A 25,023-nucleotide genomic window follows, 5' to 3' on the forward strand; every position below is an offset into this window, starting at 1 on the left:
TACGCCGCGCCGCAACGCACCGTGTCCTACAGGTCCGGCCAGAGGTCACGCCGTACTGCGTTCGCGACGGCCTGTACGGGGTCCTCCAGCAGTCGGCGCGCGATGAACTCCGGCAGATTCGTGCGGGAGACGGCGGATTGCCGCAACTCCCAGTTCATGGCCTGGACTGAGATCAACTGGTCCCACAGGTCCGGGGTCATAAACGGGGAGTCCAGCATGACGTGCAGCAACTCCGTGATCCGCTGGTGTTCCTCGCCGTGACCCCTGTTCAAGAATCGGAACCAGTGGATTCCCTGCATGACCAGGGCGCGCAGGTGATCCGCCGTGAAGTTCGGGTGCCGCACGAGTAGGAGGTCGTGCACGGTGCCCACCAGCCGCGCCAGCAGCGTGGGGGGCGTGGTCGGGTCGCTCAGCAGGGTCGGGACCGCGTCCGGCCCTAACGCCCGCAGCTGCTCGATGATCGGCAGGGATGGCGTGGCCGGATTGGCAGCGAGGTTCACCAGCACGTCCCCGGTGGCGACCTCGGCGTACACGCCCAGCAGTTCGGGCGGTAGTGACTCCCCGGTGTGGATGTATGGGTTGAGCGCACCCGGTCCCAGGCGAGCCAGCAGTTCGGGCGGTAGTGACTCCCCGGTGTGGATGTATGGGTTGAGCGCACCCGGTCCCAGGCGAGCCAGCACCTCGCGCGCCACCGAAGGTGGCAGCGTCGGGTTTTCCAATAACGCCCAGGTCACCCAGTCTTCCGGGTCGCTGGCGAGACGCCGGGCCAGAGGCTCGTCCAGCGGCGCTTTCTGGGCCATGTTCCGCCGGGCTTGCCCGTTGTGCGAATTCAGGAGCGTGTCCCGCACATCGGGCGGCAGGTCCGGGCGTTCGGCGAGTTCGCCCTGATCGTACTCATCCAGTCCGGGCAGTAGCTTCCGGAAGAACTCTGCCGCGAGTGGCCGGTCTGGCAGCGCCCACACGGGCAAGGGGCCGTACCCGGCCATCACGAAGAGTTCTGGCGTCGGTCAGGTCCTGTCGTTGCAATAGACCGTAAGAGGCTGCCGGGTGACCCAGCAGCGCGGCGCGGATCTCGGGAAGCAGGTTAGGCGTTCGCGTCAGATCAGACAGGCCGCTCCCACCTCTGCCTTCCCGGAGCTGACCGACCACCCGCCACTGCTCCTCGGGCGGCCAGGACGGATCGAAGGGTTCTTTGTCAGTTCCGTCTTCCCGGTACGCGTGGGCTTCCTGCACCAGCGGGTGCGGATCAGCCCTCAGGTGCTCCAGCAGCTCTGCGGGCAGGTCGGCGCGGCCCATGACGGCGGCGCGGACGGTGGGGTCCGGGTCGGTGGCGTATGCGCCCAGCAGGTTCGGGGGGATGGGTTCGTTCCTGGCGACCGTGCGGCGCAGGTTCACGTCCGCTCCGCTGAAGAACGCCAGCAGCGCCGAGCGCACGTCGTCCCCCACCGACGGGTTCTTGAGGACAGCGAGCCGGATGCGCCACTCGGGGTCGCCCGCGAGATCGGCCAGGGTGCGCCCCGGCGTGCTGGGGTTCGCGGCGACCGCACGGCGGACCTGCGCCCACTCGCTGCGGGCCAGGGTGTCCAGCGTTCGGGGCAGGGTCATGGGGTTGCCAGCCTCAGTTAGATGGGCGGACAGTGGGAGGGTGATGCGCGGACGGTCCTCCATGATCTGGACGACTGAGGGGTCCAGGTCCCCGTACAACGGCGTGACCCAGGCGTCCGGCACGGACAGGTTCCCGGCGACCGCCACACGCAGCTTCGCGTCGGGCGAGGCCACCCAGGCGTTCACCTGTTCCCGCGTCGGGTCGAGGGTGCTGCGGGCGGCAAGGACTTCCTCCGGGTCGCCACTGAAGGTCACCTGATAGGTGCCGCCCAGACTGTCACCCGTCAGGTACGACAGCTGCCCGAACGGCATCACTTCACCGCTGGCGAGGTCCCACAGGTACGTGCCATACCCACCGAGATCTGCACTGTCGATCGCTTCCCGGATCTCCCCTTCCAGTTCCGGCGGCAGGGTCAGTGCCTGCCCGTCCTCGTCAAGCACTTCCAGTTCGAGCTGCGTTTCGTCGCTGTGCCAGTGATAGGCGAACTGCACGCGGCTCACCCCAGCGCGGTGCAGGCGGCGGGTGAATCCTGCCGGGAAGACACTCACGGGCCTTCCTCCTGTTCGCTCAGGCGGGCGGCGCCGCGCGCCATCCAGGGGCGCAGGGGCAGGTCGCCCAGCCAGTCCTGCACGGTGGGGATCTCGCCGCCCATGTCCTCACGGACGTGCTGCTCGCCGATCAGGCGTACGGGGACTTTCTTTCCGGTACTGAGGGTCAGCGTGGGGCCGAACACCTGTTCACACAGGAAGATGCCCAGGCTGGAGTGCAGGACGGCGCGGTGGCGGACGTCCGGCAGGTGGGCCTTGGTCTGGTCGAACCAGTTGTGGATGGGCAGGTACTCGTCGGGCGTCCCGCCGAACTGACGGCTGGAGCTGATCGCGTGGTGGTACGGGTGCGCCATGCCCCAGGGTACGCGGGTAGAGCGGGGGCCGCGTGCTGACCAACCCGCCTACGCCTGCGTCAGTTCTTCCTGCCGGGCGTCGATGATCTTTCTGGTCAGGTGGTCCGGGACGGGCTGGTAGGGGCCGGCGGTCACGCTGAAGGCGGCGCGGTCGCCGGTCAGGGAGCGCAGGGCGGCGCTGTAGTCGTGCAGTTCGGCCTGTGGGACGAGGGCGGTGATGGTGGTGACGGTGCCGGTGGTGTCGATGCCCTGCACGCGGGCGCGGCGGGTCTGGAGGTCGCCGAGGAGGTCGCCGGTGAAGCGGGCGGGCGCGCGGACTTTCAGGTGGCGGGTGGGTTCGAGCAGGCCGGGGCGGGCGTGTTCCAGCGCATTTTTCAGGGCGAGGGCTCCGGCGGCGCGGAAGGCGAGGTCGCTGCTGTCCACGTCGTGGTAACTGCCGTCGAGGACGGTGACGTGCAGGTCCTGGAGGGGGTACCCGGCGAGTGGCCCGCGTTGCAGGGCGTCCTGCACGCCTTTTTCGATGCTGGGGATGTACTTGCCGGGGATGGCGCCGCCCACCACGGCGGAGCGGAAGCTGAAGCCGGGCCCGGGTTCGATGCGGAGGTGGCAGTCGCCGTACTGGCCGTGCCCGCCGCTCTGTTTCTTGTGTTTACCCTGTGCCTGGGCGGGTGCGTGGATGGTTTCGCGGTACGGGACGCGGGGGGTGGTGGCGGTGACGTTCACGCCCAGCGCGGCGAGGCGTTCGGTGGCGATGCCCAGGTGCAGGTCGCCCATGCCGGACAGCAGGCCCTCGCCGGTCTGGGGGTCGCGGGCGTAGCGCAGGGTGGGGTCCTCGTCGGTCAGGCGGGTCAGGGCGGCGCCCAGGCGGTCCTCGTCGGCGCGGCTGACGGGGTGGATGGCGACGGTGTGGGCGGGTTCCGGGAGCCACAGCGGGTCGTACAGGATGGGGTCGGTGGGGTCGGCGAGGGTGTCTCCGGCGTGCAGGTCCGGGAGTTTGGTCAGGACGCCGATGCTCCCGGCGGGCAGTTCGGTCACCTCGGTCAGGTCGCGGCCGTTGGGGAGGTACAGGTGCGCGGCGCGCAGGTCGCCGCCCTGGGTGGTGTTGCGGATGGTGTCGCCGGGGCGCAGCGTGCCGCTCCAGACGCGGATGAACGCCTGTTTGCCCACGAAGGGGTCGAGGCTGACGCGCCACACGCGGGCGCTGAAGGGGGCGTCCGGGGTGGGGTCGCGGGTCTGGCCGTCCACGCCGCTGACCGGGCCGCGTTCGCGGGCGCTGCGCAGGCCCGTGACCATCAGGTCCAGCAGAGCGTCCACGCCCACGCCGCTGTGCGCGCTGACCGGCAGGACGGGGTACAGCGTGCCGGCGTGGACGGCGCGCGTGAAGGCGGCGTGCAGTTCGTCGGTGCTGATGACGCTGCCGTCCAGGAAGCGGTTCATGAGGTCGTCGTCGGTCTCGACGATGGCGTCGGTCAGGGCGGCCTGCGCGTCTTGCAGGGCGGCGCGGTCGCTGGGCGGCAGGTCCTGGGGGGGGCTGACCTCGCCGGTCAGGACGTCGATCACGCCCCGGAAGTCGGCGCCCTCGCCCAGTGGCAGGTAGGCCGGGGCGACCGGGCCGCTGAGGCTGGCGCGCAGGTCGGCGAGGACGGCGTGGTAGTCGGCGCGGTCGCGGTCCATCTGGTTCACGGCGATCAGGCGCGGCATGGCGAAGCGGTCGGCGGTCGCCCAGACGCGTTCGGTACCGACCTCGACGCCGCTGACGGCACTGACGACGATCACGGCGGTGTCGGCGGCGCGGATGCCGCCCCGGATCTCGCGCACGAAGTCCGCGTAGCCGGGCGTGTCGAGCAGCGTGATGTCCGTCCCGTGGTGGGTCAGGCGCAGCACGCCGGTCGTGACGCTGAAGCCGTGGGCTTTCTCGATGTCGGTGTGGTCGCTGCGGGCGGTGCCGTCCTCGACCCGTCCGGCGCGTGAGATGGCCCCGCTGCGCAGCAACAGGGCCTCGGAGAGCGTGGTTTTACCGGCGCCGCTGTGGGCGGCGAGACTGACGATCCGAACGGGCACACGAACCACCGATCCTTTGTGGGGGACTGGGAGGCGGGCGAACGCACACCGGCAACCGTGAACGTGAAAGCTGGGTACTGCCGAGTGTACACCCCGCGCCCCCAGCCGCATGGACCGGCCGCCTGTCCCTGTGCCGCCGCGCTGCCCCTCCCGTATCGTGGGGGGTGATGCCGGACGACGCCTCTCCCCTGCCCCCCCTGCCTGACGCCGCGCCTGGCGGGATTCTGATCACGCCGGACGGGTCGCGCACGGCGCACAGCGTCCGTTTCGGCGAGGCGTACGGGTCGCGGCATGGCGCGGCGGCACAGGCGCGGCACGTCTTTCTGGAGGGCACGGGCACGCACGTTCACCCGGCCCCGCGCGTGCTGGAGGTGGGGTTCGGGCTGGGCGTGAACTTCCGCGCGACGGTGGCGGACGCGGCGGCGCGCGGCGCGGCGCTGGCCTACCACGCCTTCGAGTTCGACCCGGCTCCCCGCGCCCTGCTGCGCGAGGTGGCGCGCGGCGGCCAGGGGGCAGAGCACCCGGTCTGGGAGGCGCTGCTCGCGGCGTGGCCGGAATCGGGCCTGGAGCCGCAGGAGCTGCCGCAGGAACTCCAGGTGCAGGCGGGCTGCGTGAGCGTGACCGTCACCTTCGCGGACGTGCTGACCGCCCCGCTGCCGGACGCCTGGGCGAGCGCACTGTACCTGGACGGATTCTCGCCGTCCCGCAATCCGGAGGTCTGGACGCCGGAGTTCGTGGCGCGGGTGGCGGGCACGCTCGCGCCGGGCGGGGTGCTGGGCACGTACAGCGCCGCCGGGCACGTGCGCCGCGCGCTGGAGGCGGCCGGGCTGCGCGTGGAACGCCGCCCCGGCGCGCCCGGCAAACGCGAGTGCCTGCGCGCCGTGCGGGAGGGCTGATGCACGTCGTCGTGATCGGGGCGGGGATCGCGGGGGCGTCGAGCGCGTACTTCCTGGCCCGCGCAGGCGCACGGGTGACGGTCGTGGACGCCGGGCTGCACCGCGCCAGTGGCGTGCCGAGCGCCCTGATCAACCCGGTGCGCGGGCAGTCGGGCGGCGTGGACGCCCGCGCGCTGGAGGGCATGGCCTTCACCTGGGCGCTGCTGCGCGAGCTGGGCGCGGCAGGCTGGGCCGTGCCGCACGGGCAGACGGGCGTACTGCGACCCATCCCGGACGACCGCGCGCGGGCGCGTTTCGAGCGGAACCTGCCGGCCGCGCTGCGCCACGGGTGGCTGCCGCCCGCCGACGCGCCGGAAGCCCTGGCACCCGGCTGGGCCCATGTCCTGCACCTGCCAGAGGGCGGGTGGGTGGACGGCCCGGCCTTCGCCGGCGCCCTCGTGCGGGCATCCGGGGCGCGGGTCGTGCGGGGGCGGGCGCAGGAGTGGACGGCGCGCACCGTCACGCTGGCGGGCACCGACACCCTGCCCACCGGAACCCTGCACGCCGAGACCCTGCCCGCCGACGCCGTGGTCTTCTGCGGCGGTTCGGTGGGTAGCGCGTGGCGGGGCGAGGCGGGCACGCACCGCATGGGCACCCTGCTGACCCTGGACCGCGCCGTGACCGGCGTGCCCGTCAGTTTCGGCGCGTACCTCGCCCCGGCGGCGGCGGGCGGGGTGCTGGGCGCGACCTTCGAGACGCCCGCGCCGACCTGGGCGCCGGAGGTGTTGCCGCTGGGGTCGCTGGGCTGGCTGCTGGGCAAGGGCGAGGCCCTGACCGGGCTGCGGGGCGCGCGGGTCACGGGCCGCTGGACCGGGTCGCGGCTGTCCGGTCTGCGCGCCGGGGCGCAGGCCGACGGATCGTGGCGACTGAGCGGCCTGAGCAGCAAGGGCTTCCTGCTGGGGCCGCTGCTGGCCCATGAACTGGCCGGTCAGGTGCGGGCCTCGCTGGACGCCCCGGACCCGCGCCCAGCCGGATGAAACGCTTCCAGCGGGGGGCGCGTCACGCGGCGGGTGACGTGCCGCGCCCCCCGCAAGGGTGAACACGAATACAAAGGTGCATTAGACTGTGCAGGTTATGGCGACTTACCGCATCTGTTTGATTGAAGGCGACGGCATCGGCCACGAAGTCATCCCCGCCACCCGCCGCGTGCTGGACGCCGCCGGCTTCAGCGCCGAGTACGTGCACGCCGAGGCCGGGTACGAGTACTTCCTCGATCACGGCACCAGCACCCCGCAGGCCACCTACGACGCCGTGGAGAACACCCACGCCACCCTGTTCGGCGCGGCCACCAGCCCCACCGGCCAGAAACCCGCCGGCTTCTCCGGCGCGATCCGCCACCTGCGCCAGAAGTACGGCCTGTACGCCAACGTGCGACCCACCAAGACCCGCCCGGTGCCCGGCGCGTACGAGAACGTCGACCTCGTGATCGTCCGTGAGAACACCCAGGGTCTGTACGTGGAGCAGGAACGCCGCTACGGCGACACCGCCATCGCCGACACGGTCATCACCCGCGAGGCCAGCGACCGCATCGGCAAGTTTGCCGCCGACCTCGCCATGAAACGCTCCGGGCGCCTGACCGTCGTGCACAAGGCGAACGTGCTGCCCGTCACGCAGGGCCTGTTCCTGAACACCATCCTCGACCACGCCGCGACCGTCGAGGGCCTGAACACGGGCACCATGATCGTGGACAACGCCGCCATGCAGCTCGTCCGTAACCCCCAGCAGTTCGACGTGATGGTCATGACCAACATGTTCGGCGACATCCTGTCCGACCTCGCCGCCGGACTGGTCGGCGGTCTGGGCATCGCCGCCAGCGGCAACGTGGGCGACAAGTTCGGCATCTTCGAGTCCGTGCACGGCAGCGCGCCGGACATCGCCGGGCAGGGCATCAGCAACCCCACCGCGACCATCCTCGCGGCCGTCCTGATGCTCGACCACATCGGCGACCACGAAACGGCCCGCCGCATCGACGCGGCCGTGAACAAGGTCCTCGTCGAGGGGCCCCGCACCCGCGACCTCGGCGGCACCGCCGGCACCGAGGAATTCACGAACGCCGTCATCGCCGCCCTGGCGTAACCGCAGCGCAACGAGAAGGGGGGCCGGACACGCTGAGCGTCCGGCCCCCCTCCTGTGGACGGGTTCCGTCTGTTTCGTGGACAGATCGGAAAGGCACCGATCTGCCCACTCCACGCCCGGAGGGGCGTTTCGGCTCCTACTCGCTCCGCTCGGATTGAATGGCTTACAAAGCCATTCAATCGGAGTCTGTATTACAGCTTGACGATCATCTTGCCGGTGTTCTGGCCCTTCAGGAGGCCCATGAACGCCTCGGGCGTCCGGTCGATGCCTTCCACGACGGTCTCGTCGAATTTCATCTGCCCGCTGGCGATCCACCCGCCGACTTCCTGCGCGAAGGTGTCGAACAGGTCGTAGTGGGGCGTGACCAGGAAGCCGCGCACCGTGAGTTGCTTGCCGATGATCTGCACCATGTTGCGCGGGCCGGGGGTGGGTTCGGTGGAGTTGTACTGGCTGATCATGCCGCAGATGGCAATGCGGCCCATGGAGTGCATGGCGCTGATCGCGGCCTCGAGGTGCTCGCCGCCGACGTTGTCGAAGTACACGTCGATGCCGTCCGGCGCGGCGGCCCTGAGCTGCTCGCCGACCGGGCCGTCCTTGTAGTTGAAGGCGGCGTCGAAGCCGAGGTTGCCGGTCAGGTGCGCGACCTTCTCGGCGCTGCCGGCGCTGCCGATCACGCGCGAGGCACCCTTCAGGCGGGCGATCTGGCCGACGGCGCTGCCGACCGCTCCGGCCGCGCCGGACACGAACACCACGTCGCCGGGCTTGAATTCGGCGGTGCGCAGCAGGCCCGCGTAGGCGGTCAGGCCGGGCATGCCCAGCACGCCCAGGTACGCGCTCAGGGGCACGCCGTCGAGTTCCGGCAGCACCTTCACGCGCCCGGCGTCGATGTTGGCGTGGGTGCGCCAGCCCTGGTCGTGCAGGACGTGCGCGCCGACGGGCACGCGGGCGTCCTCGCTGTGCGTGACGACGCCGACGGCCCCGCCGGTCATGGTTTCACCCAGCGCGAAGGGCGGCACGTAGCTCTTGACGTCGTTCATGCGGCCGCGCATGTACGGGTCGACGGTCAGGAACAGGTTGCGCACCTGGATCTGGCCCTGGCCGGGGGCGGCCAGTTCAATGTTCACAACGTTGAAATCGCTGTGCTGGGGTTCGCCCTGGGGCCGGGCCGCGAGTTGCACTTCACGTGAAGTCGTCATGCGGCCCACTGTGCACCTTCATGAGAACCCAGCACGGTGAGGCAGGTGACGTTAGGGGTGTTCCATGCCAGAGGACACCCCCCCGAAGCAGAATTGTTCTACGCGTCCAGCGCGGCCTCGAAGTCGCCCAGCAGGTCGCCGATGTCCTCGATGCCGATGCTCAGGCGCAGCAGGTTCGGGGTAATGCCCAGGCGGCGGCGTTCGGGTTCCGGCAGCGGGCGGTGCGAGGTGCCCCACGGCCACGACAGCGTGGTGATCACGTCCGCCAGCGACGGCGCGAGCGGAATGCGGCCGGCCAGGGCCTTCACGAAGCGCGGCGCGTCCTCGATATCCGCACTCAGCATGCCGCCGAAGCCCTGCGGGAACAGGTCCATGGCGAGGTGGAACTGCGGGTGGTCACTGAGGCCGGGGTGGTACACGGCCTTCACGCGCGGGTGGTTGACCAGCACGTCCGCGACCGCCTGCGCGTTGCCGCTGTGGGCGCGCATCCGCAGGCCCAGCGTCTTGAGGCCCTGCATGGTCATCCAGGCGTCGAAAGCGCTGATGGTGCCGCCCAGGCGCAGCAGGCGCGTGCGGGCCAGCGCGACCAGTTCCGGCGAGGCGCACAGCACGCCCCCGAACGCCGAGGAGTGCCCGCTGAGGTACTTGCTGACCGAGTGCGTCACGAGGTCCGCGCCGTGCTCGGCGGGGCGGAACACGGCGGGACTGGCGAAGGTGTTGTCCACGCTCAGCAGCGCGCCGCGTTCGTGCGCCAGCCGGGCCAGGGCGGGCACGTCCGGCACGGTCAGCAGCGGGTTGGTGAGGCTCTCCACGTGCACCACGCGGGTGTTCGGCCGGAAGGCGTCCTCGACCTCGTTCAGGTCGCAGGCGTCCACGAACGACACCTCGATGCCCAGACGCGGGAATTCCTCGGCCAGCAGTGCGTACGTCACGCCGTACACGCGGGCGTCCGTGATGACGTGATCCCCGGCCTTCAGCACGCCCAGCAGCGCCGCGCTGATGGCCGCCATGCCGCTCCCGGCCACCAGCGCCGCCCCGGTGTCCTCCAGGGTCGCCAGGGCGCGTTCCAGGGTCGCGGCGTTCGGGGTGCCGTTGCGGTAGTAGAAGCTGGCGGGGTCCTCGCCGCTCATGGCGCGGTCCAGGTCGTCCAGGTCCGCAAAGGCGTACACGGTGCTCTGGTAGATGGGTTCCACCAGCGCGGCCGCGCGGTTGGGGCGGGCCTCCTCACCGGCGCGGGCGGCCAGGGTGGTCAGGTCGTACTTCACGGGCGCCGCAGCGGACTGACCGCCGGGGGCATCAGGGGTGGGTTGGCTCACGTTGCGCATTGTACGGAGCGCGGCGCATCCACGCGCCGCCCGGAGGCAGGCAGGCCGGTGGACGCCCGGTCAGCGAACCTGCCCGGCAGCCCTGCCGGCCCTGCCCGGCCGCAAAGCGAAGACCCCGCGCCGGACAGCGGGCGCGGGGTGACGGTGCTCCTCGGGGGGTGGCTTTACTCGGCGCCGGCCCAGAGGCCCTGGCGTTTCAGGGCGGCGACCAGACCGGGTTCACGGGCTTCCATGCCGCCGCCCTGCCCGAAGTACATGGTCAGCAGGCGCGCCCAGTCGCCGGGCTGATCGCCGCGCGCCGCGATGGGGTTCATGACCTGCACGGCCTCGCGGATCTCGTCGTCGCTGCCATCATGGTACGTGTCGGTGTGAATGACCAGCGGGCGCGGCACACGGGGGCGGTACGGGGCGTTCTCGGCGGGCGTGCCGATGGTCAGCGCCGCGAAGGGCAGCACGCCCTGCGGGAGGCTCAGTTCGGTGATGATGTCGTCCAGGCCGTTCAGGACCCCGCCGATCCAGCAGCCCTGGTAGCCGAGCATCTCGGCGGCGGTCAGCAGGTTCGTGCCGGCCATGACGGCGTCCCCGATCCCGAAGTGAATGGCGATGGCCGGCCACTGACCGGCCTGCCTGCCGCTGACCTGCAGCACGCGCTCCACGCGGCGCACGTCGGCGCACACGACGAAGGCCTCGCTGGCCGTGGCGATGTGCGCGTTGGTGGTCAGTTCCGCGAGGCGGGCGCGCCCCTCCGGGCGGGTGATGCGGATCAGGGAGTACAGCTGCGCGGTCGCGTCGGTCGGGGCGCGCTGCGTGGCGTGCAGGATGGCTTCGAGGTGATCGGCCGGGAGGGGCAGCGGCGAGCCGTCCGCATGGGTACGGTACTGGCGGACGGTGCGGTGCGCGTCGTAGAACGCGGTGACTTCGGCGGGGGTGTAGGTCTTCGTGGCGACGGTCATGCGGGCAACCATACGCGCCGCGCCCGGCCGGAACGGGAAGCTGGATCACGGCGCCCGGAGGGACCGGCCCGCTCAGCGCAGGGCGGGAATCAACCGGCCCGGCCCGGTCTGGCCACGCAGGGACCGCCAGCCGGCGCTGCTCAGGCGCTGCCCGCCGGCCGTCACGATCAGGGCCTCGCAGCCGGGCAGGTCGTTGACCAGGGCCAGCGCCGCCGCCGGCGCCATGACGCTCAGGGCGGTCGCCAGGGCGTCGGCGGACGCGCATTCCGGCGCGGTGACGGTCACGCCCGGCATGTCCTGCACGGGCGTCCCGGTGCGCGGGTCAATCACGTGCGAGTACCGGCGGTCCCCCACCTGAAACCCCGGATGCGCGCAGCCGCTGCTGGCCAGCGCCGCGCCCCGCACCCGCAGCCGGGCCAGCGGGGGCGCGTCGTCCCGCACGGTGAAAGGATCGGCCACGCGGACCTGCACGCCCGGCCCGCCAATCACGCGCAGGTCCCCGCCCGCGTTCACGAGGACGCTGCGCACGCCGGGGCAGCGCGAGGCGACGGTGGCGGCGCAGTCCACGATGTACCCCTTGGCGATGGCGTTCAGGCCGATGGGGTACCGGGCGTGCAGGGTGGCGCTGCCGTCCGGGTACAGCGTCCACGGTTCGGCGCGCAGGGCGCTGGCCTGCCGCGCCAGCGTTCCCGGCGTGGGTTCCCGCCCGGTCGCGCCGGCCTGCCGCCACAGCATGCCGAAGGCGTCCGCGCCGGGATGGAACGCCCCGCCACTGAGGGTCCGCCAGTGGTCTGCGAGGCGCAGGACGCGCAGCAGGTCCAGGCTCAGCGGGACGTGCGCGCCCCCCTGCGCCTGCCAGCGGCACAGTTCGCTGGTGGGGTCGAAACGGTTGAACACGCGGCTCAGGCGGTCGATCTCGGTCAGGGCGGCGCCCGAGGCGTGCTCGGCGTGGGCGCGGGTGCGGGCCACGACCTGCACCTCGACGTGGGTGCCGAGTCGTTCGTGGATGCTGTGCAGCCGGTGCGTGGGTCGCACGGCGTTCAGCAGGGTTGTCAGGATCACGCCGGCTATTCTGCCCGAAAATTCTTGAACCGGGTTAAAAACGGCACCCCCCCCTACCGCGCGCCGCTGGGGGGGGACGACCCGACCCACGCACAGGGACGCGGGTGGAGCAGCCTGCCCGGGCCATTCAATCCGAGATCAGCCCGAGATCAGGCGGGCGGCTGGTTGCTGGCCGAGTAGAAGATCAGCGCGATCAGCAGGATGTCCAGCGCCCAGCTCGCCGGCCGGCGCAGCCGCTCGTCCCGCCGGGCACGCAGGAACTGGATCCCCAGCCGCACGACCAGCAGGCCAGCAATCAGGAAGGCGCTGGGCGCCGGGCCGCCACTGATCAGCGGCCACAGCAGCAACCCCGCCAGGACCGCCAGCAGCAGGAAACTCGCGGCGGTCAGCGCGTCGGGCGCGGGCCGCTGCGGTCCCGGCCCACCGGAAGAAGGGGAAGGAGAATCCGTCACGGCCGCATTAAAGCAGACCCACCACGGGCGCAGGGAACCTGGGTATCACCCGGCGCGGCCCGGAGCCGTCGCGCCAGCGTCCGCACTGGCCGGGTCCTGATCGGCGGCCTGCGCCGCGTCGCCGGTGGGTGCGGGGGCCAGCACCAACACGCTGTTCGGCGGCAGGTTCAGGCGCAGGTGGTGCGGCTGTCCGTTCCAGCCTTCCCCTTTCGCGGTCAGGTCCGGCTGCTGCGTGCCGAACCCGCCGTACCCGCCGTCGTCGGTGGACAGCAGCACCCGGTACTCTCCGCCCACCGGCACGCCCACCGGGTAGATGTCACGGTACACGGGCGTCAGGTTCGCCACGACCAGACTCCACGCGCCGCCCACCGGGTCGCGCCGCAGGAAGGCGTACACGCTGTTCTCGACGTCGTCCGCGCTGATCCACTGCAGGCCCTCGTCGCGGGTGTCGGCCACGTGCCAGTCCGGGCGGCCCCGGTACAGGCCGTTCAGGTCCCGCACGAGGTTCAGCACGCCCCGGTGGTCCGGCTGGTCCGCCAGGTGCAGCGGCAGCGCCTGATCGTGGTTCCACTCGGTGGGCTGCGCGAACTCCTGCCCCATGAACAGCAGTTTCTTGCCGGGCGTGGCCCACATCAGTGCCAGGAACGCGCGGTACCCGGCGCGCTGCGCGTACCAGTCGCCGGGCATCTTCATGACCATGCTCTTCTTCAGGTGCACGACCTCGTCGTGACTGATCGCCAGGACGTAGTTCTCGCTGGTACGGTACGCGTTGAAGAACGTCAGCGCGTGGTGGTGGTACCGGCGCCACAGCGGGTCCTCCTCGAAGTACCGCAGGGTGTCGTTCATCCAGCCCATCGCCCACTTGTAATCGAAGCCCAGGCCGTGCGGGCTGGGGGTGGTCACGCCGGGGAACGACGTGCTCTCCTCGGCCACGATCATGCAGCCCGGCGCCATGTGATGCACGACCTCGTTCAGGCGTTTCAGGAACGCGATGGCTTCCAGGTTCTCGCGGCCCCCGTGCACGTTCGGGATCCACTCGGTCCGGGAGAAGTCCAGGTACAGCATGCTCGCCACGGCGTCCACGCGCAGGCCGTCCACGTGGAAGTCCTGCAACCACTTGAGGGCGGAGCCGATCAGGAACATCACGACCTCGTTGCGGCCGTAATCGAAGATGTACGTGTTCCAGTCCTGATGGTAGCCCTTGCGGGGGTCGGCGTACTCGAACAGCGGCGTGCCGTCGAACCGGCCCAGGCCCGCCGGGTCGGTCGGGAAGTGCCCCGGAACCCAGTCCAGAATCACGCCGACGCCCAGCGCGTGCAGGTGATTGACGAGGTACTTGAAGTCCTCCGGGCTGCCCATGCGGCTGGTCGGCGCGTAGTACCCGGTCACCTGATACCCCCACGACCCGTCGAACGGGTGCTCCATGACGCCCAGCAGCTCGACGTGCGTGTACCCCATGAACGTCACGTACTCGCCCAGCCGGTGCGCCAGATCACGGTAGTTCAGGAACCAGCCGTCCTCGCGCCGCGCCCAGGACGGCAGGTGCACCTCGTACACGCTGACCGGGCGGTCCAGGCCCGCGCTGCGCTCCGCCATCCACCCGCCGTCCGTCCAGTCGAACGGCTGCTCCCACACGATGCTGGCCGTCGCCGGGCGCACCTCGAAGAACGACCCGTACGGGTCCATCTTGTCCTCGGTGCGGCCGTCCGGGCCGGTGATGCGGAACTTGTACCGCTGCCCGTTGCGCGCCGACGGCACGAACGCCCCCCAGAACCCGAAGTCCAGGCGCTGCATGGGGTTATCGAAGCCGTTGAAGCCGTTGAAGTCGCCCACCACGCTCACGTGATGCGCGTTCGGAGCCCACACGCCGAAGCGCACGCCCTGCACCCCGTTCTCCGTGACCGGATGCGCGCCCAGCAGATGATCGGGCCGCACCAGATCCGCCGTGACGAGCTTCTGAAGGTGACCATGATCCAGCGGAAGCGCTTCACTCATGCCCCGAGTGTAGCCGCGCCCCACGCCCCACCCGCCGCCCACACGGCGAACATGAAGGAACGGTCAGAACGACACGGGTCGAGGGGCGGCCCGCGCACTGCGAATCCGCCCCCCGCCTCCGGGGCCGTTGTCCGGATTCCGTCTGCTCCGTTGACAACCCGGAACTGCACCGCCCCTGCTTACTCCACACCCGGAACCCGTTTTGCTCCCACTCTGCAGAGCAGCTCTACGAGTCGCTTCGCTCGGATTGAAGGGTCTTTGCAGCCCCTTCAATCGGAGTCCGTATCACACCTTGACGATCCAGCCCTCGGGCGCCTCGCGGTCGCCGTACTGGATGCCGACGAGTTCGTCGTACAGGCGGCGGGTGACGGGGCCGACCTCGGTCTCGCTGTGGAACACGTGGAAGGTGTCGCCGTGCTGGATGCCGCCGATGGGCGTGATGACGGCGGCGGTGCCGCACGCGCCGGCCTCGGCGTACCCGTCGAGGCGATCGATGAACACGTCGCCCTCGACGACGTTCAGGCCCAGGCGGTGCTCGGCGATGTGCAGCAGGCTGTACTTGGTGATGCTGGGCAGGATGCTGGGGGATTTGGGCGTGATGAAGGTCTGGCCGTCTTTCGTGATGGCGAAGAAGTTCGCGGCGCCGACCTCCTCGATCTTGGTGTGCGTGGCGGGGTCAAGGTAGATGGCGTCCGCGAAGTGGCGGTCCTTGGCCTGCGCGCCGGGCAGGAGGCTGGCGGCGTAGTTGCCGCCGACCTTGGCGGCGCCGGTGCCGTGCGGCGCGGCGCGGTCCATGCCGGACGTGATGAAGTTGTGGGGGGTCAGGCCGCCCTTGAAGTACGCGCCGACGGGAATGGCGAACACCCCGAAGATGAATTCCGGGGCGGTGCGCACGCCGATGTTGTCGCCCACGCCGATCACGTAGGGGCGCAGGTACAGGGCGCCGCCGGTGCCGTAGGGGGGAATCCAGTGTTCGTTGGCTTTCACGACCTGACGGCAGGCGTCGATGAACTGTTCGGTGCTGACCTCGGGCATCAGGACGCGGCGGCAGCTGGCCTGCATGCGCGCGGCGTTCTGGTCCGGGCGGAACAGGTTGATGCTGCCGTCGGCGGCGCGGTACGCCTTGAGGCCCTCGAAGCACTGCTGGCCATAGTGCAGGGCGGTGCTGCCCTCGCTGATGTGCAGGACGTTGTCGAGGGTCAGGGTGCCCTGGTCCCACGCGCCGTCACGCCAGTGCGAGAGGTAGCGTTCGTCGGTGCGGATGTAACTGAAGCCCAGCGTGTTCCAGTCGAGGTCCACAGGGGGGCGGGGGGTCCGGGTCGTCATGCCGTCCATTGTGGCCCAGGCGCGCCCCGCCGGTCTATTGCCCGTTGCGGATGGCGGGACGGCCCCCACGGGGTCTACCGGCCGTCAACCCTCCAGCACGTTGCGGCGGAAGCGGTCGAGGATGGCGAGGCCCACCTCGCCGCTCTTTTCCGGGTGGAACTGCGTGGCGTGCAGGTTGCCGTGGCTGAGCGCCGCCCAGAACGGTACGCCGTACTCGGTGAGTGCCCCGGCGTCCACCTCGACGGTCAGGGGCACGTAGTACGAGTGCACGAAGTACGCGTAGGCGGGGCAGGCGAGGTCGGCCAGCAGGGGGCTGTCGCCGACCTTGTCGAGGCTGTTCCAGCCCATCTGCGGGACCTTGCGCTGCGTGTCCTGGGGGAAGCGCAGGACGGTGCCGGGGATCAGGCCGAGGCCCGCCACGCCCGGCGCTTCCTCGCTGCCTTCGAGGAGCATCTGCATGCCCACGCAGATGCCCAGGATGGGTGTGCCGGCGGCGGCGGCGTCCAGGACCGGCTGGCGGAAGCCGCTGCGGTCGAAGGCGTCCATGACCTGCCGGAAGTGCCCCTGGCCGGGCACGACCAGGGCGCGGGCGCCGGGCACGTCGGCGGGGTCGCTGCTGACGCGCACGGTCATGCCGGCGCGTTCCAGGGCCTTGGCGGCGCTGCGGACGTTCCCGGCGCCGTAGTCGAGCAGCAGGACTTCCGGGCGTTCGGTGGTGGGGGCGGTCACAGGCTCCCCTTGGTGCTGGGCATGGTCTGCGTGGTGACCTGCACGGCGTCGCGCAGGGCGCGGGCGACGGCTTTCACGATGGCCTCGATGACGTGGTGAGCCTCGCGGCCCGCGAGGAGCCGGACGTGCATGGTGATGCCGGCGTGGTTGCACAGGCCGCGCAGGAATTCGCGCAGGTGGTAGTGGGTCATGCCGCCCGCGTCGCCCCAGACGTTCAGGGTCTCGGGTTCGAAGGCGAGGTGCGCGCGGCCCGACAGGTCCAGTACGACGTGCGCCAGTGTCTCGTCCATGGGCACGAAGGCGCTGCCGTAGCGTTCGATGCCCCGGCGGTCCCCGAGGGCCTGGGTGAGCGCCTGCCCGAGGGTGATGCCGGTGTCCTCGATCAGGTGGTGCGGTTCGATGTGCAGGTCGCCGGTCGCGCAGACGCTCAGGCCGATGCGGGCGTGGCGGGCCAGTGCGTCGAGCATGTGGTCCAGGAAGCCGTGCCCGGTGTGCGGGTGCTCGTAGGCGGCGGTGTTCAGGTCCAGCTGGACGGTGATGTCGGTTTCGGAGGTGGTTCGGGTGACGGTGGCCGCGCGACTCATGCCACGCATGGTAGAGGGCGCGGCGGGCCAGGAGTGTGGGGTTGTCGATGGAAGGAGGCGCGGTGCGGGGGATGCGGGGGGTGGCAGGCGGGGGGCGGTGGTGGGTGAATCCTCGCTTCCGGACGCCCGGTCATTCTGTCTTGACCGTAACGCCGTTCTGTTATAGACTAAATCCATGAAACTGAGCGATGTTCAGAAACGACTCCAGTCCCCGTTTCCCGCTCACATGGTGGCGTGGAAAGCCGTCGCCATCAGCAAGGACCGCAGCCGCGCCCTGCTCCTGGCCCACATCGACGCGCGCGCCGTCCAGGACCGCCTGGACGCCATCTGCCCCGACCACTGGGAATTCAGCGTGGAAGTCGTGCCCGGCACGCCCGTCCCCACCGTCAAGGGCCGCCTGACCGTCCTGGGCGTCAGCCGCGAGGACATCGGACAGGCCCCGGACGGCGACCTGAGCACCCTGAAAGCCGCCGCCAGCGACGCCCTGAAACGCTGCGCCGTGCACTTCGGCATCGGGCGCTACCTGTACGACCTGCCGCGCACCTGGAGCGACTGGGACGACACGAAACGCCAGCCCACCCACACCCCGGAACTGCCCGACTGGGCCCGCCCCGACCACGAACGCACCCCCGGCGGCGCGCACCTGATGCAGGCCATGGACCAATTGCGCTACGAACTGCCCGAGGACCTCGACCTGCAACGCGAGGTGTACCGCCACCTGAAAGCCGCGCTGGGCAGCCTGCACCCCGACCCGCAGCAGCCTCCGCTGGGGCAGCCGAAGGGCGGCCACACCGGACGGGCCGCGTGACCGGCAGCGACGCGACCGGTGACGACCGCCGCGCCCCGAACGCCCGGCAACTCCTGAACGCCACCCTGACCCTGCTGCTGCTGATGCTGCTGGGCGGCACCCTCGCCCGCCTGCTGTAGACACCCTCTATGCGCCCCGGCCCGCCTCTCCCGGCGGGCTTTCTTCTGCACGGCTCTCTGCTGCACGGCTCTCCCCTGCCGGGCGCAGGTCGAACAGCGTGTGCCCGGTGCGGATACCCAGCGGGCGGGTCGTCCAGTGCTCCTGCGTCTGCACCTGCAAGCCGGCGGCGCGGAACAGGGCGTGCCAGTCGCCCTGCGAGCGGTGCGCGTGCGGGTGCCCGGCCTCCAGGTTCAGCAGGGCGTCCAGCCACTGTCCGGCGCGGCCGGGCCGGCGTCCACCCGCCTCCAGGTCCTCGATGACGATCACGCGGCCCGACACGCGCGCCGCCTCGCGCAGCACCGCCAGCGGGTCGGGGCAGTGATGCAGTACGAACGCCAGCAGCACCGTGCCGAACTGCGCGTCCGGGAACGGCAGGCGACCCTGGACCAGCACGCGGGTCAGACCGCCGCGCCGCGCCAGCGTGCGGGCGCACGGATGCGCGATCAGGCGCTGCCCCCACGCACCGGGATGCGGCGGCACGTCTGCCAGCGTCACCGCCCAGCCCTGCCGGGCCAGCAGCGCCCCGGTGTGCCCGGTCCCCGCCCCCAGGTCCAGCAGGGTGCGGCCAGCGGGGACGTACGGCCGCAGTCTGCGCGCGACCCACCGGGCGCGGGGCCAGCCGACCGGGCCGTACAGCGCGGCGATCAGGGCGTCCAGACGGGACTGCACGGCCTACACGCCCCGTTTCTTGGTGCCCTTCATGGGGGCGTGCGTCCAGGGGTCGTCCGGCCAGGGGTGCCTGGGGTAGCGGCCGCGCAGGTCCTTGCGCACCTCAAAGTACGAGGAATTCCAGAAGGACCGCAGGTCCTGCGTGACCTGCACGGGCCGCCCGGCGGGCGACAGCAGGTGCAGCAGCACGGGCGTGCGGCCCCCGTTCACGCTGGGCGTGTCGGCCAGCCCGAACAGTTCCTGCAACTTCACCGCCAGGATCGGGGCCTCGCCGGGGCGGTACGTCAGCCGGATGCGGCTGCCGGTGGGCACCGTCAGGTGCGTGGGGGCCAGTTCGTCCAGCCGGGCCGGGAGCGGCCAGGGCAGCCGCGCCTGCACGGCCGGCAGGAGGTTCAGGCGGCCCAGGTCCTCCCGCGAGCGGGCCGAGCCGAGGTGCGGTCCCAGCCAGTCCTCCAGGGTGTCCAGCAGCGCGGCGTCGCTCAGGTCGGGCCAGTCGGTCTCGTCGGGCCGCCACGCCCGGACGGACCCCACCCGGTCGCGCAGCGCCTGCGCCTCGGGGCTGAAGGTCAGCAGGCGCAGGCCCTCGGCGCGGATCGCCCCGGCCAGGGCGTCCACACGGGCCTGCGCGGGCAGGTCACGCAGGGGCCGCGCTTCGAGCATCAGCGCCCCGAAGCGCCGCTCGCGCTGCGCGACCAGCGTGCCGGTGCGGGCGTCCCAGCGCACCGCGTCCACCCACGCGGCCCCGGCGTCCAGCGCGGCCGGGTCCAGCGGCGCCGCCAGGAAGATGCGGCCCTCGGCCTGCGCGGCACTCAGGGGAGCGGCATCCAGGTGCGCCACCGCCAGCGCCCGCACGCCCGCCAGACCGTCACCCTCGGGCAGCGCGGCCCCCTGACCGCCCGCCAGCAGGAAGCGGCCCCGGCGCAGGCCGCTGGTTTCCTCGCGGGCCAGCGCGGCGCGTTCCGGGTACGCCCGCACGATCAACGCGCCCACCGCGAACCCGTCCGGCACCGAGTCGTCCGGCCGGACCTTCAGGAGGGTGCGCCACTGCCGGGACAGCCGCTCGATCCGCTCCAGCACCGCCACGTCGCCGGGCGTGCGCTCCCCGCGCCGCCACGCACGCAGGGCCGCCACCCGCTCGGTCAGATCTGCCCCCGACCCCGGCGGGAGCGGGTCGCGTTCCTCCAGCAGCGCCGCCACGTCCGCCGCGAGCGCCGCGTCGCCCGGCGCGGTCAGCAGGTGCGCCAGTCGCGGGTGCGTCGGGAAGTCCAGCAGCCGCGCGCCCTCCGGCGTCACGCGGCCCGCCGCGTCCAGCGCACCCAGGTCCCGCAGCACGCCCCGCGCCGTCTCCACGCGCCGCGCCGGGGGCACGTCCAGCCAGTGCAGGTCCGCCGGGTCCGGCACGCCCCACTGCGCGAGTTCCAGCGTCAGCGGCGCGAGGTCCGCCTCCATGACCTCCGGCGGGCGCGCGGCGGGCAGCAGCGGCTGCGTCCGCTCGCTCCACAGGCGGTACGCGACGCCCGGCGCGGTACGACCCGCGCGGCCCGCCCGCTGCGTGGCCGCGTCCCGCGTGACCCGGCCCGTCACCATCCGCGACAGCCCGCTCGCCGGATCGAACTGCTGCGTGCGGCTCAGGCCGCCGTCCACCACCACCCGCACTCCGTCGATGGTCAGCGACGTCTCCGCGATGCTGGTCGCCAGCACCACCTTGCGCCGCCCACCCGGATCGGGCCGCAACGCCCGCGCCTGCTCCCGCACCGGCAGGTCCCCGTACAGTGGCAGCACGGCCGCCTCCACGTCCGACAGCGCCGCCGCCGCCGCGCGGATCTCCCGCACGCCCGGCAGGAACGCCAGCACGTCCCCCGACTCCGCCTCCAGCGCCGCCCGCACCTGCCGCGCCACGAGGTCCTCCACACGCCCCACCGGGTCCGTGGGCAGGTAGCGCACCTCGACCGGGAACGCCCGCCCGGCACTCTCCACCAGCGGCGCCCCCAGCCGCCCCGGCAACTCCGGGTCCAGCGTGGCACTCATCACCAGCACCCGCAGGTCGTCCCGCAGCGCCCCCTGCACCTCCCGCAGCAGCGCCAGCGCCAGGTCCGCGTTCAGGCTGCGCTCGTGAAACTCGTCCAGAATCACCAGCCCCACGCCCGCCAGTTCCGGGTCGCGTTGCAGGCGCCGCGTCAGGATGCCCTCGGTCACGACCTCCAGCCGCGTCGCCGCCGACACCCGCGAATCGAAGCGCACCCGGTACCCGACCGTCCCGCCGACCTCCTCCCCCAGCCCTTCCGCCAGCCGCGCCGCCACCGCCCGCGCCGCCACCCGCCGCGGCTGAAGCATCACGATCCCACGCCCCGCCAACCACGGCTCCCCCAGCAACTCGAGCGGCAACCCCGTACTCTTCCCCGCCCCCGGAGGCGCCTGCACCACAACCAACGAATGCGCCGCCAGCGCCCCACGCACCGCAGGCACCACCTCCGCAATCGGCAACACGAAAGAACTCACACCCCCGATGGTACGCGCCGCAGGGGTACGGAGCGTGGGAAGGGCGGCTGCCGCGCAGCGGAACACAGCTGCTTCGCAGGGGACCCCTCAGTCAGCTTCGCTGACAGCTCCCCTCCCTGCGGGCTCTACGAGTCAAGGGGAGCCTTGAAAGGCGAGAGTCGTTGCCACGAGGCCCATCGTGCGCGCAGCGCGCGGGGCGAACGCGACGGGGACGGACTCGCAGAGCTGCGCAGCAGAGGATGGCGTGTGAGGCGTGGCCGTCCCCGCCCAATCCCCACTACGAACGCCCGCGAAATACCTGCCCAGTGCCAACGAAAGCTCCCCCGTCCCCCCTGGGGATGGGGGCTGGGGGGTGGGGCAGCCCGCCGCAGGCGCCCACCTACAACCCCAGCACATCCCGCAGATCACCGAGAACCGCATCCGGAACCTCGCCCTGAAGCGGGTGAGTGGTGGGAAGCCACGCGGCGCGCAGCCCCACCGCCTGCGGCCCGGCGATGTCGTTGCGGGGCGAGTCGCCCACGAACCAGGTGTGCTGGGCGCTGACGCCGAGGCGGTTCAGCGCGAGCCGGTAGATGGCGGGGTCGGGTTTGCTGAGGCCGACGGCTCGGCTGATGACGAGGTCGTCGGTGAGGTCGGTCAGGCCGCAGCGGTCGACGCAGGTGCGCTGGAGGTCTTCCCAGCCGTTGGTGACGATGCCGGTGCGCACGCCCCGCGCGCGGAGTTCGCGCAGGACGGTGTGCGCGTGGGGCATGGGGACGGCGTGCCGGACGTGGTGGGCGTAGGTGTCGAGGAGGGTCTGGGGGTCGTGTGGGAGGCCGAGTTCCTGCACGAGCTGGGGAATGACCTGGGCTTTGGGGCGGTAGCCGTGGTCTTCGAGTTCGAGGAAGCGGGGGGCGTAGGTGTCGGGGAGGTCGAACTGCCGGGTGTGTTCGGCGAGCCACGCGCGGAGGGTGGCGGCGCGGTCGTGGAGGGTGCCGTCGAGGTCGAAGAGGATGGCATGGATACTCACACGAGTATGCTACTCATCGTCGGGCTCAGGGGGGCGGGTTACTTCTGCGCCGTCCTCGGGTGCGCCGTCGTCGGGGGTCTTGTGGAACGCGGCGCCCAGGGACTGCACGGCCGCGTGGATGAGGCGGGTGTTGATGACCTGCGCGGCGTGCATTCCGGCGGCGGCGGCCTGCACCACGTACTGCGGCGCGCCGGTCATGTCGCCCACGGCGAACACGCCAGGGACACTGGTTTCCTGCTGGTCGTCGACCTGCACGCGGCCCCGGTCGTTCAGCTGGCAGCCGAGCGAGGCGGGCAGGTGGCTACCCTGCTGCTGTTCGGGCGCGAGGAACACGGCGTCCACGAGGAGGGGCGGCGCACCCCGGAACGTGACGCACACCGACTGGTCTTCGAGGGGGCCGCCGCGCAGGTGCCGGACGGGTTCCGTGCGGATGCGGACGCCGACGCGGCGCAGGTCGCGGGTCTGTTCGGGCGTGAGGGCCGGGTCGCCGTCGCAGATCAGGGTCACGCGGTCCGACCACGCCCGCACCGTCAGGGCGAGGTGGTGGGCGCTCTGGCCGCAGCCGTACACGGCGAGCGCGCGGCCCTCGTGTTCCCAGCCGTCGCAGTACGGGCAGTGGTACACGCCCTGCCCCCAGCGTTCCCGCAGGCCCGGCACGGCCGGCAGGATGTCCCGCACGCCGGTGGCGAACAGCAGCACGCGCGTGCGGTGCCAGTCCTGCCCGACCCGCACGGCGAACGCCCCGTCCGGCTCGCGGCGCACCTCGCGCGCACCGTCGGGGCAGACGGTCACGTCGTACGGCGCGAGGTCCGCCAGCGCCTGCGCTTTCAGGTCCGCCGGGTGCATCCCGTCGCGCGTGAGCAGTCCGTGCCCGGCCGACACGCTCGCGTTGCGGGGCGGCCCGCCGTCCAGCAGCAGCACCCGCCGCCGCGACCGGCCCAGCGTCAGCGCGGCACTCAGGCCGGCCGGGCCTGCCCCGACGATCACCACGTCCAGCAGGTCCGCCTGCACCCGACCGGCCCGTGGGGGCGGCAACTCTGCTACAGGCAGGGCCATCAACGCGGGCCGGGGCGCACGCTCACGTCCGGCAGCGTCGCGTCACGCGGGGCGTTCAGCACGAACTCGATGGTGGCCGCCACCGAATCCGGATCGATGAACGCCTCCGGCGTGTACGCCGCGCCCTCCTGAGCGCGCACCTTCTCCTGCATGGGCGTCGCCGTGCGGCCCGGATACACGCTCGACACGCGCACCCCGGCGCCCGCCTCCTCCTCCCGCAGGGCGTCCGCCAGCGCCTTCAGGCCGAACTTGCTGGCCGCGTAACTGCCCCACCCCGCATTCGCCCGCAGGCCCGCGCCGCTGTTCACGAACACCACCGACCCCCGCTCAGCACGCACGCGCGGCAGCAGCAACCGCGTCAACTCCGCCGGGGCGACCACGTTCACCGCCAGCGTGTGCGACCACACCGCGTGCCCCTGCTCCGCCACCGCACCCAGTTCCACCACACCCGCGTTATGCACCACGTTCGACACGCGCCCCACACCCGCCAGCGCCTCCGCAAACGACTCCGGGCGCGTCAGATCCAGCACCAACGCCGAACCCCCCACCTCCGCACACAGGGCCTCCAACGCCCCCACATTCCGCCCCGACAGGATCAGATCATGCGAAGACGCCAACCGCCGCGCCAACGCCGCCCCAATCCCACCCGCAGCTCCCGTCACCAACGTCACCGGCCGAACGACACTCATGCCCAGATGGTAAGCGGGAAGGAAGCAGTGGGATGTGGGAAGGGCAACCCAGCTGCTAAGCAGGACACAGCTGCTTCGCAGAACCCCTCAGTCAGCTGCGCTGACAGCTCCCCTCAAGGGGAGCCTTGAAAGGCGAGCGTCGTTGCCACAAGGCCCGTCGTGCGCGCAGCGCGCGGGGCGAACGCACCGGACGCGAAGGATGGCGTGTGAGGCGTGGCCGTCCCCGCCCAATCCCCACCAAGCAAGCCCGCGAAATACCTGCCCAGTGCCAACGCAGGCTCCCCCGTCCCCCCTGGGGATGGGGGCTGGGGGGTGGGGCAGCCCGCCGCAGGCGCCCACCTACCGCCCAAGCCCCTGGTAATACGCGAGAACCCCCGCCGCAATGGCCTGAGCGAGCCGTTCCTGACCGGCCGGGCTGTTCAGCAGGCGCAGGTTGCCGGGGTCGGTCAGGTACCCGGTTTCGATCAGGACGCTGGGTTGGCTGGTGGGTCGGGTGAGGGCGAGGTCCGCGCCAGGTTTCAGGCCGGCGCCGGCGCCGGGGCCGAGGTCGGGGAGGCCGGCGCGGAGGGCGGCGAGGAGGGCGGCGGCGAGGGGTTGGGCCTGGGGGTGGGTGTAGTACAGCTCGGGGCCTCGGATGCCGCGTGGGTCGCGGCCGTCGGGGAGGGCGTTGGCGTGGACGCTGATGAGGAGGTCGCTGCCGGTGTCGTGGGCGAGCTGGCCGCGGTCGTACAGGCCGACGGTGGTGTCGGTGGTGCGGGTGAGGTGGATGGTGGCGCCCTGGGCGCGCAGGAGTTCGGCGGCGCGGAGGGTGATGGGCAGCACGAGGTCTTTTTCGGGGGTGCCGAGGCTGCCGGCGCCGCCGCCCTGGGTGCCGCCGTGGCCGGGGTCGAGGGTGAGGGTGCGGCCCTGGAGGGGGCGGGTGGGGTCGGGGGT

At 71.8% G+C, this 25,023-nt stretch carries 24 protein-coding genes; 5 read left to right on the forward strand and 19 right to left on the reverse strand.

Features of this window, described 5'->3' with window-relative positions; genetic code table 11:
- Positions 1–26: 26 nt before the first annotated feature.
- Genes CBQ26_RS18330 through CBQ26_RS18345 form a run of 4 tightly spaced genes read right to left on the reverse strand, consistent with a single transcriptional unit; the run spans position 27 to position 4,568 of the window.
- Positions 27–962: a hypothetical protein gene (locus CBQ26_RS18330; RefSeq protein ID WP_143342202.1), complete on the reverse strand. Its 936-nt coding sequence runs from the start codon at positions 960–962 to the stop codon at positions 27–29.
- On the reverse strand, positions 895–2,154 hold the full coding sequence (locus tag CBQ26_RS18335) for a hypothetical protein (RefSeq protein WP_143342203.1): 1,260 nt from the start codon (positions 2,152–2,154) through the stop codon (positions 895–897). The genes CBQ26_RS18330 and CBQ26_RS18335 overlap by 68 nt, the downstream gene beginning before the upstream one ends.
- Complete coding sequence (locus CBQ26_RS18340) at positions 2,151–2,507, reverse strand: DUF6915 family protein (RefSeq protein WP_088250041.1); 357 nt, start codon at positions 2,505–2,507, stop codon at positions 2,151–2,153. Before CBQ26_RS18340 ends, CBQ26_RS18335 begins: the two co-directional genes overlap by 4 nt.
- Positions 2,508–2,555: 48 nt before the next feature.
- Positions 2,556–4,568, reverse strand: coding sequence for an elongation factor G (locus CBQ26_RS18345; protein ID WP_172418158.1), 2,013 nt, complete (start codon positions 4,566–4,568; stop codon positions 2,556–2,558).
- Between the two features lie 167 nt (positions 4,569–4,735).
- Here CBQ26_RS18345 and mnmC2 point away from each other — a divergent pair, with 167 nt between their 5' ends.
- From mnmC2 to CBQ26_RS18360, 3 genes are all read left to right on the forward strand, one after another.
- Complete coding sequence (gene mnmC2, locus CBQ26_RS18350) at positions 4,736–5,464, forward strand: tRNA (5-methylaminomethyl-2-thiouridine)(34)-methyltransferase MnmC2 (RefSeq protein ID WP_088250043.1); 729 nt, start codon at positions 4,736–4,738, stop codon at positions 5,462–5,464.
- Positions 5,464–6,480 (forward strand): NAD(P)/FAD-dependent oxidoreductase, encoded by a 1,017-nt coding sequence (locus CBQ26_RS18355; protein WP_088250044.1) that lies wholly within the window; start codon positions 5,464–5,466, stop codon positions 6,478–6,480. Before mnmC2 ends, CBQ26_RS18355 begins: the two co-directional genes overlap by 1 nt.
- A 97-nt stretch (positions 6,481–6,577) precedes the next feature.
- Entirely contained in the window at positions 6,578–7,579 is a 1,002-nt protein-coding gene (locus CBQ26_RS18360) for an isocitrate/isopropylmalate dehydrogenase family protein (protein WP_088250045.1), read from the forward strand.
- A 191-nt stretch (positions 7,580–7,770) separates the two neighbouring features.
- Here the strand turns inward: CBQ26_RS18360 and CBQ26_RS18365 are convergent, their stop codons facing one another.
- From CBQ26_RS18365 to hisB, 9 genes are all read right to left on the reverse strand, one after another.
- A complete protein-coding gene (locus CBQ26_RS18365) occupies positions 7,771–8,775 on the reverse strand; it encodes an NADP-dependent oxidoreductase (protein WP_088250046.1) in 1,005 nt (334 codons plus the stop codon).
- A 98-nt stretch (positions 8,776–8,873) separates the two neighbouring features.
- On the reverse strand, positions 8,874–10,091 hold the full coding sequence (locus tag CBQ26_RS18370; protein ID WP_244898087.1) for a trans-sulfuration enzyme family protein: 1,218 nt from the start codon (positions 10,089–10,091) through the stop codon (positions 8,874–8,876).
- Between the two features lie 173 nt (positions 10,092–10,264).
- The gene (locus CBQ26_RS18375; protein ID WP_088250048.1) at positions 10,265–11,053 is read right to left on the reverse strand and encodes a nitroreductase family protein; all 789 of its coding nucleotides are present in this window, start codon (positions 11,051–11,053) and stop codon (positions 10,265–10,267) included.
- A 72-nt stretch (positions 11,054–11,125) separates the two neighbouring features.
- Positions 11,126–12,115 carry an FAD:protein FMN transferase gene (locus CBQ26_RS18380; protein WP_229843948.1) on the reverse strand — a complete coding sequence of 330 codons (990 nt, stop codon included), beginning with the start codon at positions 12,113–12,115 and terminating at the stop codon, positions 11,126–11,128.
- A 149-nt stretch (positions 12,116–12,264) separates the two neighbouring features.
- On the reverse strand, positions 12,265–12,567 hold the full coding sequence (locus tag CBQ26_RS18385; protein ID WP_229843947.1) for a hypothetical protein: 303 nt from the start codon (positions 12,565–12,567) through the stop codon (positions 12,265–12,267).
- 45 nt (positions 12,568–12,612) lie between these two features.
- Positions 12,613–14,562 (reverse strand): 1,4-alpha-glucan branching enzyme, encoded by a 1,950-nt coding sequence (locus CBQ26_RS18390; RefSeq protein WP_088250049.1) that lies wholly within the window; start codon positions 14,560–14,562, stop codon positions 12,613–12,615.
- A gap of 285 nt (positions 14,563–14,847) precedes the next feature.
- On the reverse strand, positions 14,848–15,888 hold the full coding sequence (locus tag CBQ26_RS18395; protein ID WP_172418159.1) for a branched-chain amino acid aminotransferase: 1,041 nt from the start codon (positions 15,886–15,888) through the stop codon (positions 14,848–14,850).
- An 84-nt stretch (positions 15,889–15,972) separates the two neighbouring features.
- A complete protein-coding gene (gene hisH, locus CBQ26_RS18400) occupies positions 15,973–16,617 on the reverse strand; it encodes an imidazole glycerol phosphate synthase subunit HisH (RefSeq protein WP_088250051.1) in 645 nt (214 codons plus the stop codon).
- Positions 16,614–17,201 (reverse strand): imidazoleglycerol-phosphate dehydratase HisB, encoded by a 588-nt coding sequence (gene hisB / locus CBQ26_RS18405; protein WP_088250052.1) that lies wholly within the window; start codon positions 17,199–17,201, stop codon positions 16,614–16,616. Before hisB ends, hisH begins: the two co-directional genes overlap by 4 nt.
- 175 nt (positions 17,202–17,376) lie before the next feature.
- Between hisB and CBQ26_RS18410 the strand changes: the two genes are divergently transcribed.
- Both CBQ26_RS18410 and CBQ26_RS22910 read left to right on the forward strand, forming a co-directional pair.
- Positions 17,377–18,009 (forward strand): Rad52/Rad22 family DNA repair protein, encoded by a 633-nt coding sequence (locus CBQ26_RS18410; RefSeq protein ID WP_088250053.1) that lies wholly within the window; start codon positions 17,377–17,379, stop codon positions 18,007–18,009.
- The gene (locus tag CBQ26_RS22910) at positions 18,006–18,128 is read left to right on the forward strand and encodes a hypothetical protein (RefSeq protein WP_268248281.1); all 123 of its coding nucleotides are present in this window, start codon (positions 18,006–18,008) and stop codon (positions 18,126–18,128) included. The genes CBQ26_RS18410 and CBQ26_RS22910 overlap by 4 nt, the downstream gene beginning before the upstream one ends.
- Positions 18,129–18,135: 7 nt before the next feature.
- On the opposite strand, the gene CBQ26_RS18415 is transcribed toward CBQ26_RS22910, so the two are convergent.
- The 6 genes from CBQ26_RS18415 to CBQ26_RS18440 all read right to left on the reverse strand — a co-directional run.
- Positions 18,136–18,837, reverse strand: coding sequence for a class I SAM-dependent methyltransferase (locus tag CBQ26_RS18415; protein ID WP_088250054.1), 702 nt, complete (start codon positions 18,835–18,837; stop codon positions 18,136–18,138).
- Positions 18,838–18,840: 3 nt separating this feature from the next.
- Positions 18,841–21,336 carry an ATP-dependent helicase HrpB gene (hrpB, locus tag CBQ26_RS18420; RefSeq protein WP_172418160.1) on the reverse strand — a complete coding sequence of 832 codons (2,496 nt, stop codon included), beginning with the start codon at positions 21,334–21,336 and terminating at the stop codon, positions 18,841–18,843.
- A gap of 379 nt (positions 21,337–21,715) precedes the next feature.
- Complete coding sequence (locus CBQ26_RS18425) at positions 21,716–22,345, reverse strand: HAD family hydrolase (RefSeq protein WP_229843946.1); 630 nt, start codon at positions 22,343–22,345, stop codon at positions 21,716–21,718.
- A gap of 9 nt (positions 22,346–22,354) precedes the next feature.
- The gene (locus tag CBQ26_RS18430) at positions 22,355–23,380 is read right to left on the reverse strand and encodes an NAD(P)/FAD-dependent oxidoreductase (RefSeq protein WP_229843945.1); all 1,026 of its coding nucleotides are present in this window, start codon (positions 23,378–23,380) and stop codon (positions 22,355–22,357) included.
- Positions 23,381–23,400: 20 nt separating this feature from the next.
- Positions 23,401–24,090, reverse strand: coding sequence for an SDR family oxidoreductase (locus tag CBQ26_RS18435; protein ID WP_088250056.1), 690 nt, complete (start codon positions 24,088–24,090; stop codon positions 23,401–23,403).
- 339 nt (positions 24,091–24,429) lie between these two features.
- Positions 24,430–25,023 (reverse strand): N-acetylmuramoyl-L-alanine amidase family protein (locus CBQ26_RS18440; protein ID WP_143342204.1); only part of this gene is annotated, 594 nt, incomplete at its 5' end.

Source organism: Deinococcus indicus (assembly GCF_002198095.1).
Classification (GTDB): domain Bacteria; phylum Deinococcota; class Deinococci; order Deinococcales; family Deinococcaceae; genus Deinococcus; species Deinococcus caeni.